Annotated in this window: 17 protein-coding genes; 5 read left to right on the top strand and 12 right to left on the bottom strand. The window is 66.6% G+C overall.

Going from position 1 to position 14,590, the window contains the following annotated elements:
* Positions 1 to 14 precede the first annotated feature (14 nt).
* A complete protein-coding gene (locus B0T44_RS12425) occupies positions 15 to 641 on the bottom strand; it encodes a TetR/AcrR family transcriptional regulator (protein ID WP_077115249.1) in 627 nt (208 codons plus the stop codon).
* A 142-nt stretch (positions 642 to 783) separates the two neighbouring features.
* Here B0T44_RS12425 and B0T44_RS12430 point away from each other — a divergent pair, with 142 nt between their 5' ends.
* Positions 784 to 1,560, top strand: a complete 777-nt coding sequence (locus tag B0T44_RS12430; protein WP_077115250.1) for a phosphatase PAP2 family protein — start codon at positions 784 to 786, stop codon at positions 1,558 to 1,560.
* A 26-nt stretch (positions 1,561 to 1,586) separates the two neighbouring features.
* Complete coding sequence (locus B0T44_RS12435) at positions 1,587 to 2,186, top strand: AAA family ATPase (protein WP_077115251.1); 600 nt, start codon at positions 1,587 to 1,589, stop codon at positions 2,184 to 2,186.
* 7 nt (positions 2,187 to 2,193) lie between these two features.
* Here B0T44_RS12435 and B0T44_RS12440 read toward each other — a convergent pair whose 3' ends face one another.
* Genes B0T44_RS12440 through B0T44_RS12455 form a run of 4 tightly spaced genes read right to left on the bottom strand, consistent with a single transcriptional unit; the run spans position 2,194 to position 7,503 of the window.
* Complete coding sequence (locus B0T44_RS12440) at positions 2,194 to 3,510, bottom strand: pyridoxal-phosphate dependent enzyme (RefSeq protein WP_077115252.1); 1,317 nt, start codon at positions 3,508 to 3,510, stop codon at positions 2,194 to 2,196.
* Positions 3,510 to 4,937: a Y4yA family PLP-dependent enzyme gene (locus tag B0T44_RS12445; RefSeq protein WP_077115253.1), complete on the bottom strand. Its 1,428-nt coding sequence runs from the start codon at positions 4,935 to 4,937 to the stop codon at positions 3,510 to 3,512. Before B0T44_RS12445 ends, B0T44_RS12440 begins: the two co-directional genes overlap by 1 nt.
* The gene (locus tag B0T44_RS12450; protein WP_077115254.1) at positions 4,934 to 6,223 is read right to left on the bottom strand and encodes a heavy-metal-associated domain-containing protein; all 1,290 of its coding nucleotides are present in this window, start codon (positions 6,221 to 6,223) and stop codon (positions 4,934 to 4,936) included. Before B0T44_RS12450 ends, B0T44_RS12445 begins: the two co-directional genes overlap by 4 nt.
* On the bottom strand, positions 6,220 to 7,503 hold the full coding sequence (locus B0T44_RS12455; RefSeq protein WP_245839199.1) for an aminotransferase class V-fold PLP-dependent enzyme: 1,284 nt from the start codon (positions 7,501 to 7,503) through the stop codon (positions 6,220 to 6,222). The genes B0T44_RS12450 and B0T44_RS12455 overlap by 4 nt, the downstream gene beginning before the upstream one ends.
* A gap of 193 nt (positions 7,504 to 7,696) precedes the next feature.
* On the opposite strand from B0T44_RS12455, the gene B0T44_RS12460 reads away from it, so the two are divergent.
* The gene (locus B0T44_RS12460) at positions 7,697 to 8,128 is read left to right on the top strand and encodes a pyridoxamine 5'-phosphate oxidase family protein (RefSeq protein ID WP_077115255.1); all 432 of its coding nucleotides are present in this window, start codon (positions 7,697 to 7,699) and stop codon (positions 8,126 to 8,128) included.
* A 58-nt stretch (positions 8,129 to 8,186) separates the two neighbouring features.
* Here B0T44_RS12460 and B0T44_RS12465 read toward each other — a convergent pair whose 3' ends face one another.
* The 3 genes from B0T44_RS12465 to B0T44_RS12475 form a co-directional block, all read right to left on the bottom strand.
* Complete coding sequence (locus B0T44_RS12465; protein ID WP_077115256.1) at positions 8,187 to 8,621, bottom strand: CBS domain-containing protein; 435 nt, start codon at positions 8,619 to 8,621, stop codon at positions 8,187 to 8,189.
* A gap of 96 nt (positions 8,622 to 8,717) precedes the next feature.
* Positions 8,718 to 8,972, bottom strand: coding sequence for a hypothetical protein (locus B0T44_RS12470; protein ID WP_077115257.1), 255 nt, complete (start codon positions 8,970 to 8,972; stop codon positions 8,718 to 8,720).
* Positions 8,973 to 9,201: 229 nt separating this feature from the next.
* Entirely contained in the window at positions 9,202 to 9,999 is a 798-nt protein-coding gene (locus B0T44_RS12475; RefSeq protein WP_077115258.1) for an SAM-dependent methyltransferase, read from the bottom strand.
* Positions 10,000 to 10,345: 346 nt separating this feature from the next.
* On the opposite strand from B0T44_RS12475, the gene B0T44_RS12480 reads away from it, so the two are divergent.
* Together B0T44_RS12480 and B0T44_RS12485 are read left to right on the top strand one after the other, a co-directional pair.
* Entirely contained in the window at positions 10,346 to 10,567 is a 222-nt protein-coding gene (locus tag B0T44_RS12480) for a DUF397 domain-containing protein (protein WP_077115259.1), read from the top strand.
* Between the two features lie 85 nt (positions 10,568 to 10,652).
* The gene (locus B0T44_RS12485) at positions 10,653 to 11,540 is read left to right on the top strand and encodes a Sco1979 family transcriptional regulator (RefSeq protein WP_077115260.1); all 888 of its coding nucleotides are present in this window, start codon (positions 10,653 to 10,655) and stop codon (positions 11,538 to 11,540) included.
* Positions 11,541 to 11,596: 56 nt separating this feature from the next.
* Here B0T44_RS12485 and B0T44_RS12490 read toward each other — a convergent pair whose 3' ends face one another.
* From B0T44_RS12490 to B0T44_RS12505, 4 genes are all read right to left on the bottom strand, one after another.
* Positions 11,597 to 11,824 (bottom strand): hypothetical protein, encoded by a 228-nt coding sequence (locus B0T44_RS12490; protein WP_077115455.1) that lies wholly within the window; start codon positions 11,822 to 11,824, stop codon positions 11,597 to 11,599.
* Between the two features lie 232 nt (positions 11,825 to 12,056).
* Entirely contained in the window at positions 12,057 to 12,716 is a 660-nt protein-coding gene (locus tag B0T44_RS12495; protein ID WP_077115261.1) for an NAD(P)H-binding protein, read from the bottom strand.
* Positions 12,717 to 12,733: 17 nt separating this feature from the next.
* Entirely contained in the window at positions 12,734 to 13,252 is a 519-nt protein-coding gene (locus B0T44_RS12500) for a DUF2599 domain-containing protein (RefSeq protein WP_077115262.1), read from the bottom strand.
* Positions 13,253 to 13,492: 240 nt separating this feature from the next.
* Positions 13,493 to 14,374 carry a sigma-70 family RNA polymerase sigma factor gene (locus B0T44_RS12505; RefSeq protein ID WP_077115263.1) on the bottom strand — a complete coding sequence of 294 codons (882 nt, stop codon included), beginning with the start codon at positions 14,372 to 14,374 and terminating at the stop codon, positions 13,493 to 13,495.
* Between the last annotated feature and the right edge of the window lie 216 nt (positions 14,375 to 14,590).

A 14,590-nucleotide genomic window follows, 5' to 3' on the forward strand; every position in this document is an offset into this window, starting at 1 on the left:
GGTACCGACCGGTGTCAGTCGCGGTACAGCGCGCGGTAGGCGGTGATCATCGCGACAATGTGGTCGACGATCTGTTCCCGGCTCGCCCGCAGCGACCCGTTCAACCAGGCCGAGAACATACCGGCGTTGCCGCTGGCCATGGTGACCGCGGCCAGTCTGCGCCGCACCGGGTCGGCGATATGGGCGAACAAATGGTCCTGGATGAGCCGGGTGAACGCGGGCATCACCGCGATGGTGGTCTGGCCGAGGCCGGTGCTGGAATACGGCTCGACCAGGAACAGCCGCGATTTACGCGGATCCTCCAGCACCTTGTCCACCAAAACCTCGGACAGGGCGCGGTCGCGGGAGGGATCGTCGGCCACCGCGAAAGCGGTCATCGGCTCCAGGAATTCCTCGGCCACCTGCCGGTAGAGCACGTCGAGCAGCTCGTCGCGGCTGGCGAAACTCTCGTAGAAGTAGCGGTCGGTGAGGTTGGCGCGACGGCACACCGCGCGCATGGTCACCCCGGCCGCCCCGGACTCGCCGATCAGATCCAGTGCGGCCTCGAGCAGCGCCGCACGCCGCGCCTGCTTGCGCTCGGTGAGCGTGGTTCCGCCCCAGATGCGGGGCCCTGCCTCGTCTGATCGCTGATCTGTCTGCACCTTTCCACACTAAATGGCGCCGCCGAACCGCCGCCGAAGTCCGCCCCGCCGCACCGATCCAGCCGAGGTCCCCGGCTATCAGCCACGCCCAGAGCTATGCCCGGCGAAACCACCCGGAGCTGTCACAACTAGGGTGAACCCAGTGCTGGTGCCTGCGTTCTTGCTGGCCGCGACGGCGGCGATCATCACCGGATACGTCCTCTTCGGTGATGCCCGCACCCGTTCGGATATGCCCGTTGTCGACTGGGTGGCCTCCTGGCGGGGCGAACCACTCACCACGGTCGCGACCGTCATCACCCATCTCGGCGGCTCGCTGGCCATGTGGATTCTCGCGTTGACAGTGTGCGCCTGGTGTTACCGGCGCGGGCGACGGCCGGAGTTGACTGCGATCGCTGTCGCGGGGCTGGGTGCCTTGGTCACCGTCCAGCCGCTCAAACACGCGATCGGGCGGGAACGCCCGCCCGTGGATGGGCGGTTGGTGACCGTTATCGATCCGGCGTATCCATCGGGCCACAGTCTCGGTTCCGCCGCGGTCGTCGGGACCGTGGCCGCCCTGGCCGTGATACACGCCCGGAGCAGGAGGATCGCGGTGACCGCGGCAACGGCGGCGAGCTGTTTCGTCGCGCTGGTCGGACTCTCCCGCATCTACCTGGGAGTGCACTGGCCGACGGACGTCCTCGCAGGCTGGGCAATCGGCGGCCTGTGGGTACTCGCTGCCCTGGCCGTTCACCGCCGGGTCGGCCGGACGAGCGTCCCGACGGACTCCCACGCAGGCACCGAAACGGCTGCCGCGTCCATGACGAGCTCGAGCGCTGAAACCGATACGTCTACGGCCATCTGCACCGACACGCCCGAGGACAAGGGCATGAGCAGGAACGGCGAGACCCCGCGGGCTCACGGTTACGAGCAGGGAAGGTGAACCAGCGCCTGCACTAGCGTGACGTCATGCTCGTATGGATCAACGGCCCTTTCGGCGGCGGGAAAACCCAGACGGCGTTCGAAATCCACCGGCGGCTACCCGGCAGCGTGGTCTGCGATCCGGAGGAGGTCGGTTACGGCTTGCACCGCACCATGCCCGGTTATCTGCGTGACGACTTCCAGCACCTGCAATCGTGGCGTGCCGGTGTCGTCGAGGTTCTGGACCTGGTTCTCGCTCGCCACGAGGGCACGGTCATCGCTCCGATGACTGTCGTCGAACCCGGCTATTTCACCGAAACCGTCGGCGAGTTGCGGGAGCGTGGACACGATGTCCGTCATTTCGCACTGCTCGCCCGGCACGACACCGTGCGACGACGGTTGCGGGAACGCGAGCTGTTCGGGCTGCGGCACGACAGTTTCGCCGTAGACCGGATCGACCACTGCCTGCACCGATTGCGCGCCCCCGAGTTCGCCGACCACATCTGGACCGACGAGCTGCCCATCCCGGACGTCGCCGACCGGATCGCCGCCGCGTGCGAGCTCACCCTGGCGCCGAACACAGCGGGTGCACTGCGCAACCGTTATCGCCGGATCGTCACCGGCCTGCGCCATATCCGGATCGGGTAGCCGGCCTTCACGCGCCCCGCTCCATCGGCAACCCCGCCGCCCGCCATGCCGCGACACCACCGGTGAGGCTGTAGGCGGTGTGCCCGGTATGCCGGGCGGTGGCGGCGAAACGCTGCGACAGGTCCCCGGTGGGGCAGACGAACACCACCGGATGCGCGCGTGAGAACGGGGTGCCGTGGGCTAGTTGGTCGTCGAGCACATCGTCGGGGAAGTTGACCGAGCCGGGGATATGCGCGATCCGGTAGGCCATCGCGCCGCGGGTGTCGATGATCACCGGCCTGCCGGTGCGGTCCAGTTCCGCCAGTTCCTCCGGCGCCAGGGCGGGGACGGCGGCGATATCGCTGTCGGTGGGGGAGTAGCGGCGGCTGCTGCGGCCGAACAGTTCCGGTCTGCGTTTCTTGATATAGGACAGATACGGTTCGATTCGGTCACAGACGATGAACACCGCGACCAGCGGGGCCGCGCCCGAACGGGGTGCGGCGGCGAGAGTATCGAGCGCGGCAGCGTAGGCGGCGCCGCTGGTGGGCCCGGCGAGGATGCCGTAACCGGCGGCGAGTTCGAGGGTGGCGTCGACGGCACGGCCCGATTCGATACTGACGATGCCGTCGTAGAACTCCGGCTGGAACAGTCCCACATCCCACATTTCTCGCTCCGAGCGGATCCCGGGAATGAAATCGCTGCGCTCGGAAACCACAGCCACCGTGCGCAGCTCGGGATGGTGTTTGCGCAGATATGTGGCGGCTCCGCGGGTGGAGCCGGTGGTGCCGAGCCCGCCGAACAGATAGTCGATGCCGCTGTCGCCGTCACTGCACAGGTCGTCGTGGATTTCGCGGCCGGTGTCGAAGTGCGCCTGGATGTTCTTGTCGTTGGTGTACTGCGACAGGTGATGAAACGCGCCCGGCTCGGCAGCCATGGTCGCGTCGATCGCCGAATAGACGTCGTTGGGAGTGGTCGGGTCCGGGCATTCCGACAGGCCGGGTAACTCGACGATATCGGTACCGAACAACTGCAGCAGGTCCCGCACCTCGCCGACCTTGATCCGGTTGGTCACCGCCCGCAACCCCACCCCGTGTACCGCGCCGAGGATCCGCAGCGCCTTGGCAGTGTTACCGCTGGACGCCTCGATCAGGGTGCGGTCCTCGGCGATCACGGTGTCCAGATCGTCGCGCAGCATCCCCCACGCTACCCGGTCCTTCACCGAGCCGAACGGGTTCTGCGATTCGAGTTTGGCGTACAACTCCACCCCGGCGAGCCCGTGCACCGACGGGTCCAGTCGCAGCAGCGGAGTGTTGCCGATCAGTTCGGTGACGTGGTTGTAGCGCATCAGTTGGCCTCGGGTGAATAGTCGGCATCGGGGCACATCCGGAAGGCGGCGCCGTCTGTACTGACGGCCACTTTCTCCGGCAGCGGATGCATAGCGGCGCCGGCGGCGGACAAATCCATGTGATAGCCGGCGGTGTTCGGGAACACCACCAGATCACCGGGTCGCGGCAGCCACGGCAACCACACCTTGTGGTTGGTGATCAGGTCCCGTTCCAGGCATAGTCGGCCGGCGAAGTACACACCCACTGGGGCGCCTGCGGCAGAGGGCGGCCGCTCACCCGGCAGTACGAGCGGGTCGACCATCACCTCCTGATCGGCCGGGGTCACCGAATCACGACTGAGGTCCACCGCGACCAGCACGCTGCCGTCGGCGGCTTCCTTGACGAACTCCACCCGGGCCACGGTCGCGCCGGCGTGATCGACCAGCGCCTTACCCGGCTCCACCCAGATATCGAGCAGGTTGTCGGCCGCGACCTGGGCGACGCTGCGCCCGCCGTGGCCCTCCAGCGGCGCCGCTAGCAGATCCGCCAGCATCCGCTGGGCCGCAACGGTATTGGCGTACTTGTGGAACACCGGCGTCCCGCGCACCTTTGCGCCGTCGATCTGGTAGCCGAAGGTGTTGTTGCCCCAGCTCATCGGCTCGCCGCGCCCGGTCAGCGCCGCCCGCAACGCCAGTACGTACCGGTCGAACTCGTCGGCGTCGGCGGTGAACACCTGCCGCAACCCGCCACCGATATCGAGTACCGACGGCGACAAACCGTGCTCGTATGCCTGCTCGACCAGCGTCAGGCAGGCGCCGACCGCGCGTAGCCGATCCGAGGTCTCCCCGGAATCCAGATGGAAGGCAGGCCCCAGAAAAGTAAGCCGGTCGCGGTAACGGGACAGTATCTTCAGCGCCGCACCGACCTGCCGCAACGGCACCCCGAACCGGCTCACCTGGGTGCCTGTGAACCCGGAGACGCGCAACAACACCGGCACAGGAGCCACGTCACCGACGAGCTCGGCCAGGGTCTGCAGCTCCCACAGGTTGTCGATATTGACGGTGACACCGGAGCCCGTCAGCTGCCGCAGGAACGCCTCGCCTTTGGGGCCGGTCACCTCGATCCGGTCCGGCGGGAACCCGGCGCGCCCCGCCGACGCCAGTTCCTGCGGTGACGCCACATCCACCGCGATCCCCGCGGCCGCGGCAGTGCGGACGAACGCCTGCGACTTGTTCACCTTGTGCGCATAACAGATCCGGTACCCGACCGGATGGTCGTCGAACACCGCGCGCAACGCGTCCAGGTTGTCGGCGAACACCTGCGGGAACACCAGGTGCACCGGCGAGCCGTAGCGGGCGAGGACCGCGGCGAGCGCTATTGGGTCGTCGAGGTAGGCGCGCACCAGCGGATGCCAGCGTGCGGGCAACGCGGGCGGGGAATCGGTCATCCGGCGGTACCCGTGACGGTGGTACCGCGGGCGGCGGGCTGCGGTTGTTCGGCGACCGGGTTGTAGCCGCCGTCGCGGATGATCTCGAAGGCGCGCGCCCGGTTGCGGGGGCTGCGGAACTCCGCGATCACCCGTTTGCTGTCCAGGTCGATATCGACCACCTGGATGCCCATGGATTCGAGTACCCCGCCGATGGTGCGCACACAGTGCTTGCACGTCATATCGGGCACGTAGAACACCCGGTCCTCGGCCGAAGCCGGGCCGTCGTCGAGTGCATCGGGATCAGCGAAGACTTCCACCAGTTCGTATCGCGGCACGAGTGCGGCGAACGTGTCGACCAACCGCTGCGCCACCACCGGCAGCACGCTGACATGCTCGCCGCCGATCCGATGCGGCATCGCCGCCAGACAGGTGGGCCGCACGCCCGGCGGCAGCAGCGCGTATTGGCGGGAGATCAGGTCCAGATCGTCGTGGTATTTCGCGATCGCGTCCGCCGTGCTCAACCCCTCCTCGGTGGTGGCGCGGCGCATCACTTCGTGTGCGTCGGCGATGGTGGCGTCTTTCATCGCGCGTAGCGTGGCCACCGTTTCCGGCGTGTACCGCACGGTGCCGTCGGGTTCGGCGCGCAGCGTCACCGGGATCATTCCGCGCCGGTAGGTGGAGGCTTGCAGCTCCCAGAACCAGCGGGTTGCCACCGCGGCGAAGATACCGGAATCGTGCAGCGCCCAGGCGAATTCGGTCGCGTCCTGGCATTGTACCTGCCGGGCCAGCAGGGCATGCTGGGCCAGTGCGCGCCCGGCCGACTCCACCCCGACCCGGAAAATATCGATCGGATCGTGGTCGGTGGTGGTCCCGGCGAGGACGGCGTGCTCGCCGGGACCCAGATCACGGATCCGTTCGGACAGCTCTTCGTTCGCGGCGAGCGCATGCCATAGCGCCAGCACCGCCTCCCGGGTCACGATAGGCACCAGCGGGCCGAGCCCGTCCACGCGGTAGTGCCCGGTGTTGGGCACGCCGTCGCTGTCGGTCCAGGTGACGCGGTGGGTGGCGCTGGTGACCTGGTCCGCCCGGCACGGACGCAGGAAACGCTCCAGGTACAGGCGCTGGGAGAACGTCAGATGACTATCCGCTTCCGGAGTCAACGGGGCAGCGGTGAACTCGATCCGGTGTGGCATCACCGCATCGGGCGCTGCGAAGGTATCGGCGAACAGCCCGGGCTCGGCGAGTTCGGCCAGGACCCGGGACGCGGCGCGCCGGTCGTAGCGCGCGTCGTTGTCGGTGTTCACAGGAGCTCCTCGGCGATGGTGCGAACGCAGTCGATGAAGCGGCCGATTTCGGCGGCGGTGTTGTAGATCTGGGTGCTGACGCGCACCGATTCCGGGTCCGGGTCGCTGCGGTTCGGTACGCAGTGCGCGCCGGCGCGCACCAGGAACCCGTACTCGCCGAGCACGAATCCGAGGTCTGCTGCGCTCATGCCGTCGAGAGTGAAGGAGACGATGCCGTAGCCGGTCGCACACGGCGCGTAGGCGGGCCCGGGCAGGAAGTCGAGTCCCGGAACGCCGCGCAGACCGTCGATCAGGCGCAATGTCAGCGCACGGTTGTGCGCGGTGATCGTCGCCATGCCCAGCGACTCCAGCACCTCCAGTGCCGCGCCGAGCGCGAGGATGCCCGGAATATTCGGCGTGCCGCCCTCGAGCGCCTCCGGCATGCCGAGGGGCTCGAGGCCGGTGCCGGTGACACGCACCCCGGAATTGCCGCCGGGCAGGAAGGGGAGCAGCTGCTGATGCACCCGGCGGCGGCAGTACAGTATTCCGGTTCCCGGCGCCCCGAACATCTTGTGCCCGGCGAACACCGCGAAATCGGCGCGTAACTCGGTCACGTCCACCGGCAGATGTCCGCCGCTCTGGCTGCAGTCGAAACACAGCAGGATCTCGGGATCGAGTTCGTCGCGCAGTTCCTCGACAGTGCTGACCCCGCCGAAGACGTGATGCAGATGGCTGACGGCGATCAACCGGGTGCGTGGGCCGAGTTTTGTGGCGATATCGGCGGTATCGGCCTCCCCGAGCTCGGTGACCCGGTACGGGACGAGCTCGATATGCCTGCCGAACCGGGCCAGCATCCCGCGCAGCTGATGCCACGGATACACCGCCGAGGCGTGATCGGTTGTGCTGTACAGGATCTGATCACCATCGTTGAGCGCTGCCAGCCCCCACGACAGTGTCACCGCGTTGAGCGCGGCGGTGGCACCGCTGGTGAACACCACCTCGTCGGTGTGCTGTGCGCCGATGAATGCGGCTGCTCTGGCGCGGATCCTGGTGATCTCCCTGGTGAGTTCCGCCGCCCACGGATAGGCACCGCGTGCGATATTGGCGGTGCGGGAACTGTGGTAGCGCTGCACAACGTCGATGACCGGGCGCGGTTTCTGGGTGGTGGAGGCGCTGTCGAGGTACACCTCGTGTGTCGCGGTCAATGCCGGGAACAGTGCCCGCACATCCTGGTGCGGGTTGGGTGCGGTTTCCGGCTCGGCCGGTTCCGGCGGATGCGGTATTGGCGCAGCTGATCGCAACGTGATGCTCCCTCCGCAGAGCCCGCCGAACAACAGTCAACGATACTCATTATCGTTACCGCCTTCGATTCCGCTAGTGCACAAGGGTTTTCGTCGTAACCGGAGCTCTCGCCCGTCGAAGTGAGTCCATGACGGGAGAAACGGTGGCTCATGGTTACCCCTAGTTGTCGGTGGTGGCCGCTAGCCTGCCGTTATGCCATTGAATCCAGAAGAACGTCAGCAGTTCCTGGCGCAGCCGCATATCGCGGCGTTGGCCGTGTCCGCCGGAGCCGACCGCGGCCCGCTGAATGTGCCGATCTGGTATCAGTACGTTCCGGGCGGGGAGGTGTGGGTGCTCACCGGAGCGCAGTCGCAGAAGATGCGGCGGATCACCGAAGCGGGCCGGTTCAGCCTGATGGTGGAGGAGGTGGAGCCGAGGGTCCGCTATGTGAGTGTGGAGGGGCCGGTCACCCGGGTGGAACCGACGACGGACGCGCAGCACCGGGAAATGGTGGCCCGTTACCTGCCCGCCGACAAGGTGGAGGCGTATCTCGCCTATGCCGAAAGCCTCGGTGATCAGGTCACGGTGAGTATGCGGCCCGAGCACTGGCTGTCGGCGGATATGGGTGATATACGCGAAATCTGAGCCGAAGACCAGGCAGCGTCACCGCGCCGCCGGAACCGGCGTGGTGACGAACCCGAGGTCAGTAGCTGCCCTGCAGATATTCGACGAGGTGCTCGCGTTCGGTGGCCAGTTCGGCGATGGCGCTCTTGACGACGTCGCCGATACTGACGATGCCGACCAGGCGTCCGCCGTCGACGACGGGCAGGTGCCGGATGCGGTGGTCGGTCATGACGCGGCGCAGGCCGTCGACCCTGTCCTCGGGAGCGCAGGTGCGCACGGGGGAGGTCATGATCCGGCAGATCGGCGTCTCGAACAGAGCGGCGCCGTGCCGGTGCAGGCTGCGCACCACATCGCGTTCGGAGACGATGCCCTCGATGCCGATACCGTCTCCGGAGACCACCACAGCGCCGATATTGTGTGCCGCCAAGGTAGCGAGCAGGGTACGCACCGTCGCGTCGGGCGGCAGTGTCGCTACTGCGCTGCCCTTGCGACGGAGGATTTCCGCGATTCGCATCGTTCACCGTCCAGAAGGATCGACACCGATTACAGGATCCCTCGTTCCCGAGTAGTTGACCAGCACGAATCGGTATCGGGCGCTACCGGGAGACGGTCATTCGTCGTCGAGACCGGCGGACAGGTAGGCGGCGGCGGCCAGCCACTGTCTGCACTGGGGGCCGTGGACATCATGGACGTAGAGGATTTCGCGTGCCTGCCGATAGGTGAGCACCGGAGGTTCGGAACTGCAGTCGGTGGCCGTGAATTCCGATGGCGGACAGTGATGCAACGGTTCCCGATGGTCAAGGATCTCGACACCGGTTGCGCCGCCGACGGCAGTCCGGTGGGGAGTTCGGAATGGCTGGATCATTCGACTGCCCCTCGCGTGTGACGTGGGGGGAGGTTTTGTGGCGACGCCGGCACGAACTCCCTGCGTACCTCCCCGGCTCTCCCGCCTGAGTTTATCCGTACGTAGCTTGCAGATGCAAGTACATCTGCAAGCTACATTCGAGTGAAAATCGGCGGGGGACCCGAGGCGGCGCTCCGACCGTCGCTGTGTCGCTTGGGGTTTGCGCCGCCCTCGAACCTGGGTGCTGAGGCTATGGCTTCCGAGCGACGGCACCGTAGGCGGAGATGGGCCGTGTCTTCCCGACCTCGGTCGCCTCGGCCCGCCATTCGGTGATCGGCACGAAACCGGGTTCCACCAGCTCCAGGTCGTCGAACACCGCGCGGATCTCGGCCTGCGGGCGCGGGGTGTAGGGGACGCCGCCGGTGTCGGTGTAGTTCTTGCAGAGCGTCACATATGCTTCACTGTCGTCGGTGCCGTCCCACAGCACCAGATAACTTCCCGAGGGCACCGCGTCCAGCACCGTCCCGACGATCCGGCGCATGTCCTGGTAGGAGTGGGCGTGCCCGAGTACCCCCATGAACATCACCGCGACGGGTTCGGTGAAGTCGAGGACAGTGCGCGCCTCGGCGACGATCAGCTCCGGCCGGTGGTAGTCGGAATCGATATAGGTGGTGGCGCCCTTGTCGCTGGTGCTGGTCAGCAGTGCCCTGGCGTGGGTGAGAACCAGCGGATCGTTGTCGACGTAGACGATCGTGGATTCCGGCGCCACGCTCTGGGCGACCTCGTGGGTGTTCTGCATCGTCGGCAGGCCGGTGCCGATATCGAGGAACTGCCGGATCCCCTTCTCTGCGGCCAGGAATCGCACCGCGCGGATCAGGAACTGGCGGGACTGCACTGCCATCCGGGTGATGTCGGGGTCGACCGAGATTCCCGCATCGCCCGCAGCGCGATCTGCCTCGTAGTAGTCCTTGCCGCCCATCCAGTAGTTCCAGATCCGGGCGGAGTGCGGGATATCGGTGCGGATCAGTGGACGCTGCTCTTCGGGCATGGGTTGACTCCTCGGCAAAGCATAGGCGGCACTTGCCGTCACTCGGTGGCGGCGAGTGCCGTGAAAGGGGGCTGGATAGGTCCTTCTTGCCTGGCGACAGTACAAGATCTCAGCCCTTTAATGGGGGCGTATATACACGTGTGACAAGGCTTTTCGTCGTGACGACCAGCGGTGCCCGACGCGGGAAAACCGCCCGGTACGAATCGGCTGCACATCGTGGCGAACTTCGTGCTATCGTCCAGATGCCGGTGCAGATGCAAGAACGTTTGAGCGTGCATCTGCAAGAACTGGCTGTTGCCGGAAAGTGGCGTAGAGCCGTGTCAGCTGTTAACGAGGAGTTGGTCCAATGTCGGAAGCAACCACCAACCGTGTCACCGGAGCCTGGCGCAAGAGCACCTTCAGTAATCCCAGTGGTAATTGCGTCGAGTTCGCCGAGGCCACCAACAACCTGGTCGCCGTGCGCAATTCGCGTTTCCCCGACGGCGGGGTGCTGTTCTATACCCGGCCGGAGATCGATGCGTTCCTGCGTGGCGCCAAGGCCGGGGAGTTCGACGATCTGGCCGGCTGAGGGGTAGCATGAGTCGTCGGTGCGGTGAGTTTGCGGCGATCCCGCGCAGTACACCGCGGTAACCCCGAGTATCGGAGACGACTCCATGATCGCAGAGCCCGGTGCCAGTGGTCTTGTGCAGCCCGGTGCCGCGGAGCGTGGCCCTACAGTGCTGCGTATCGCGCTCGGTAGCCAGCTACGCAAGCTACGGGAGAGTCGCAAGATCTCCCGGGAGGCCGCCGGCGAAGCGATCCGCGGTTCGCATGCGAAGATCAGCCGACTCGAGTTGGGCCGCACCGGTTTCAAGGAACGTGATATCAGCGACCTGCTGACGCTGTACGGCGTCGTCGACGTCGAAGAGCGCGAGGCGTTCCTCGACTTGGCCCGCCGGGCGAACGAACCGGGTTGGTGGCATCGCTACAACGATCTGCTGCCGTCCTGGTTCGGTACCTACCTGGGACTGGAGCAGGCCGCGAACAAGATCCGTACCTACGAATCGCATTTGGTGCCCGGCCTGCTGCAGACACCGGACTATGCGCGGGCCGTGGTCACACTCGGTTACCAGGATGCCGACACCGACCGCCGGGTGGCGTTCCGCCGGCGCAGGCAGGAAATCCTGCATCGCAATGAACCGCCGGTGGTCTGGGCGGTCATCGACGAAGCGGCGCTGCACCGCCCGGTCGGCGGCACGCAGGTGCATCGGGAGCAGATGCGGCATCTGCTGGAGTTGACCGAGCTGCCCAACGTGACCATCCAGGTGGTCCCGTTCTCCGCCGGTGAACATGCCGCAGCCGGTAGCTCTTTCACAATTCTGCGGTTCGCCGAGCCCGAACTCCCGGATATCGTCTACCTGGAACAGCTGACCAGCGCCTTATATCTCGACCGGCGCGAGGACTTGGCACTGTATCTGTCGGTCATGGACCGGCTCAGTGTGCAGGCCGCGCCGCCGGACCAGTCGCGCGGAATCATCGCCGACTACGCACACAAGCGCTGAGCGGCTGATGATGTACCGCCGGTCGAATACGGCCCGGCGGTCGGCGGGGACCTGCGTCAGGCTTTGATGAAACTGGACGCCACCCGCCAGAACGTCGCCGGTTGCAACGTGTTGAAGTCCCAATCTTCGGCCAGCGCGTGCACTGTGGCGACGATCCGATCGATATCGAAATCGTGTCGCGTTGCGGCACCGGTCGATTCGATCGCGTCGATGACGAACTCGACGGCAGTTTCTCGCGACGAGGTGGTGATGGTATGGCCGTTGCGGCCGGAAAGTGTGTTCATATCAATACCGTTCGCCTGCGGGGTGGCCAGGATGATGTCGGCCTCGATGCCCCGGATGCCGGGGTAGCAAATTCGCGGCGATCTCGACCGTCGGCTCACTCACGCGGCCTCCCCTGAACTGTCCCGCTGTATAGCGGTGTGCGAGCGAGTCTAGGTCTATGTTACTTGCAGATGCAAGTACATCTGCACGATCGATTTCGGTGCAGCGACCCGTTCCGGGGCCGGCAAATCCTCAGTTGCGCAGGTCGGCGACGGCCTCGGCGATCGGAGCCGAGCCCGCGACCAGTTCGAGCGTGCTCTGCGCGGTATGGGCGGCGCCTAGCAGGGTCGCGATAACCGCCGCGACATCGGCGCGAGCAATATCTCCGCGTTCGAGCCGCGGAGTGGCCAGGGTTACCATGCCGGTGCCCGGGCTATCGGTGAGCCTGCCAGGCCGCAGAATCGTCCAGTCCAGATCGCGGCTCCGCAGATCGTCCTCGGCCTGAGTCTTGGCATCCAGGTAGGCCGCCCACACCTCGTCGCTGCCCGGTGCGGGCGGAAGCCCGGTGCCCATGGCCGATATCTGGACGAAGCGCCGGACACCCGCGCGTTCGGCGGCCTCGGCCAACAGCACCGAACCGTCGCGGTCGACGGTGTATTTGCGCGCGGTTCCACTGCCGGGTCCGGCACCCGCGGCGAAGACGGCTGCATCGGCACCGTGCAGGGTGACGGCCAGATCCTCGATGCGGGCGCGCTCGAGGTCAAGCACCACGGGTTCGGCGCCGGTGGCGTACACCTCAGGTGCATGTTCGGGATTGCGGATCAACGAGACGACGCTGTTGCCGTTGCCGGTGAGCAGCTCGGCGAGCAGGAGGGCGATCTTGCCGTGTCCGCCCGCGATCACAATGCGCATGCTGTGGTCCTTTCACCTCAACGTTCCGGTCCGCCGGGATTGCACGTGGCCTCGACGGTGGCCGGGTATCCCACATCCGGCCGCCATGGTTCCAGATTCCAGCTCGGTTTGCCCGGGGCCACCAGCCTGGCCCATTCCCAATGGCAGCGGAACTGGTCACGCATCCCGCGGCTGTCCGCGGTGGGGGCGGCAGCCACGATCTCGGCCCACGCCCGGTTCTCGCTGCCCGGGTAGGTGGTATCGCGTCCAGCGCGGCTGGGATACACCAGCAGCCGCGGGCCGTCGATGGTATCGGTCCACTCGACGCTGTCGATCAAAGGAATGCCCGCATACGGGTCGACAGCGGGCACCGTGGGCGGGGGCAGCGGGGCCGAGGTATGCGGGGACGAGGGTGGCGACATGGTGACATCGACGGAGGCGACGGTGGTGGACGAGGGGCTGGTTCCGGCGGGGACGGAGGTGCCTGCGCCGCAGGCAGTGAGTGTGACGGTCAGCGTCGCGGACAGCCCGGCGACGGTACGCGACGCTGTCAGCATGGCCGCTCCTCCCGGTTCTCCAACCTCTCGCCCGACGGGGGTGTAACCGAGCCTAGCCGGGAACATCCGGGTCGCCGGATTTTCGCGGTGTAACTCGCAGCGATAGCGGCAGTCCCGATAACGATAGCTCCCGCTACATCTGGGCCGGTCCTTCTTCGCCACCGCCGCCGAACCGGCCAGCCGTCGCCGAAACCGTTGTTCGCAAGCGGCGGCGCTGAGGTGTCTGGTGTCGAGAATCGCTTATCCGAGGATTGCGGTCAGGTCGAGGTGTGCGAGCCGGTCGTGGTCGGAGAGGATGTCGATGGCGGTGATGCGGTTGTTGTCGACGGTGAAGCTGATGACCGAGAACGGGTTGCCGTCGAGAGTGTTGACCAGCCCGGCGCTACCGTTGACGACCGCCGGGTGGACGGTGCAGAGAGTGGCCATGCGCTGGAAGGTTTCGGCTTGTCCTGCGACGGCGGTGGCGCCGCGGATCACGCGCATCGCCTCGCCTGCGTCGGCGCGCAACACCACATCGGGGTCGAGCATGCGGAGTAGTTCGTCGAAGTCGCCGCCGCGTGCAGCGGTGAGGAAGGCGTCGACGACGCGGCGTTGCCGGGGCAGGTCCGGATCGGGGCCCGGGGACGCACCCTGGACTCGGCGCCGCGCCTGGCTGGCCAGTTTCTTGGCGGTTTGCGGGGTGCGGTCGACGATGGGTGCGATCTGCTCGTAGGGCATGGCGAACATATCGTGCAGGACGAAGGCGAGTCGTTCGGCCGGGCTCAGCGATTCCAGCACGACCAGCAGCGCCAAACCCACCGAATCGGCGAGCAGCGCTTCGTGTTCCGGGTCGGGGGTGTGCTCGCTGGTGATCACCGGGTCTGGCAGGTGGCCGGTTTCGAGGGGTTCCTCCTGGCGGGTTTTGCGTGTGCGCAGCATGTCCAGGCAGACCCGCCCGACGACAGTGGTGAGCCAGCCACCGAGGTTGCCGACGTCGGTGGTGTCGGTGCGGGCCAGGCGCAGCCACGCCTCCTGTACCGCGTCGTCGGCTTCGGTGAGCGAGCCGAGCATCCGGTAGGCGACCGCCCGCAGGTGGGTGCGGTGCCCTTCGAACTCCTCGGCCAGGAACTGTTCATCGTGCACGGGGTCCTCCTCGATCTTGTCCCGTACCGATGACGAACCGGCGGCGACAAACGTGACCCTATCCCTTCGTTGGCCTGTCGTATGGCCGTCCGATCGCCTGGTCGACCCGTGCACGAGACGCGGAGCGGGGGCGCACTGCTCATCGGCGCTCCGAACAGCAGTTTCCCTGTGGCGGTCACGTTTTCTCGCCGCCGTACGTCAGGGCAGCAGAACACG

It is taken from the genome of Nocardia donostiensis (genome assembly GCF_002081715.1).
GTDB classification, from domain to species: Bacteria; Actinomycetota; Actinomycetes; order Mycobacteriales; family Mycobacteriaceae; genus Nocardia; species Nocardia donostiensis.

What these genes read in the sequence shown, in the direction of transcription:
- B0T44_RS12470 (WP_077115257.1), bottom strand. Translation starts at nt 8,972, where the DNA reads ATGATCCAGCCATTCCGAACTCCCCACCGGACTGCCGTCGGCGGCGCA.
- B0T44_RS12460 (WP_077115255.1), top strand. Translation starts at nt 7,697, where the DNA reads ATGCCATTGAATCCAGAAGAACGTCAGCAGTTCCTGGCGCAGCCGCAT.
- B0T44_RS12440 (WP_077115252.1), bottom strand. Translation starts at nt 3,510, where the DNA reads ATGCGCTACAACCACGTCACCGAACTGATCGGCAACACTCCGCTGCTG.
- B0T44_RS12495 (WP_077115261.1), bottom strand. Translation starts at nt 12,716, where the DNA reads ATGCGCATTGTGATCGCGGGCGGACACGGCAAGATCGCCCTCCTGCTC.
- B0T44_RS12465 (WP_077115256.1), bottom strand. Translation starts at nt 8,621, where the DNA reads ATGCGAATCGCGGAAATCCTCCGTCGCAAGGGCAGCGCAGTAGCGACA.
- B0T44_RS12480 (WP_077115259.1), top strand. Translation starts at nt 10,346, where the DNA reads ATGTCGGAAGCAACCACCAACCGTGTCACCGGAGCCTGGCGCAAGAGC.
- B0T44_RS12485 (WP_077115260.1), top strand. Translation starts at nt 10,653, where the DNA reads ATGATCGCAGAGCCCGGTGCCAGTGGTCTTGTGCAGCCCGGTGCCGCG.
- B0T44_RS12445 (WP_077115253.1), bottom strand. Translation starts at nt 4,937, where the DNA reads ATGACCGATTCCCCGCCCGCGTTGCCCGCACGCTGGCATCCGCTGGTG.
- B0T44_RS12435 (WP_077115251.1), top strand. Translation starts at nt 1,587, where the DNA reads ATGCTCGTATGGATCAACGGCCCTTTCGGCGGCGGGAAAACCCAGACG.
- B0T44_RS12490 (WP_077115455.1), bottom strand. Translation starts at nt 11,824, where the DNA reads ATGAACACACTTTCCGGCCGCAACGGCCATACCATCACCACCTCGTCG.
- B0T44_RS12500 (WP_077115262.1), bottom strand. Translation starts at nt 13,252, where the DNA reads ATGCTGACAGCGTCGCGTACCGTCGCCGGGCTGTCCGCGACGCTGACC.
- B0T44_RS12475 (WP_077115258.1), bottom strand. Translation starts at nt 9,999, where the DNA reads ATGCCCGAAGAGCAGCGTCCACTGATCCGCACCGATATCCCGCACTCC.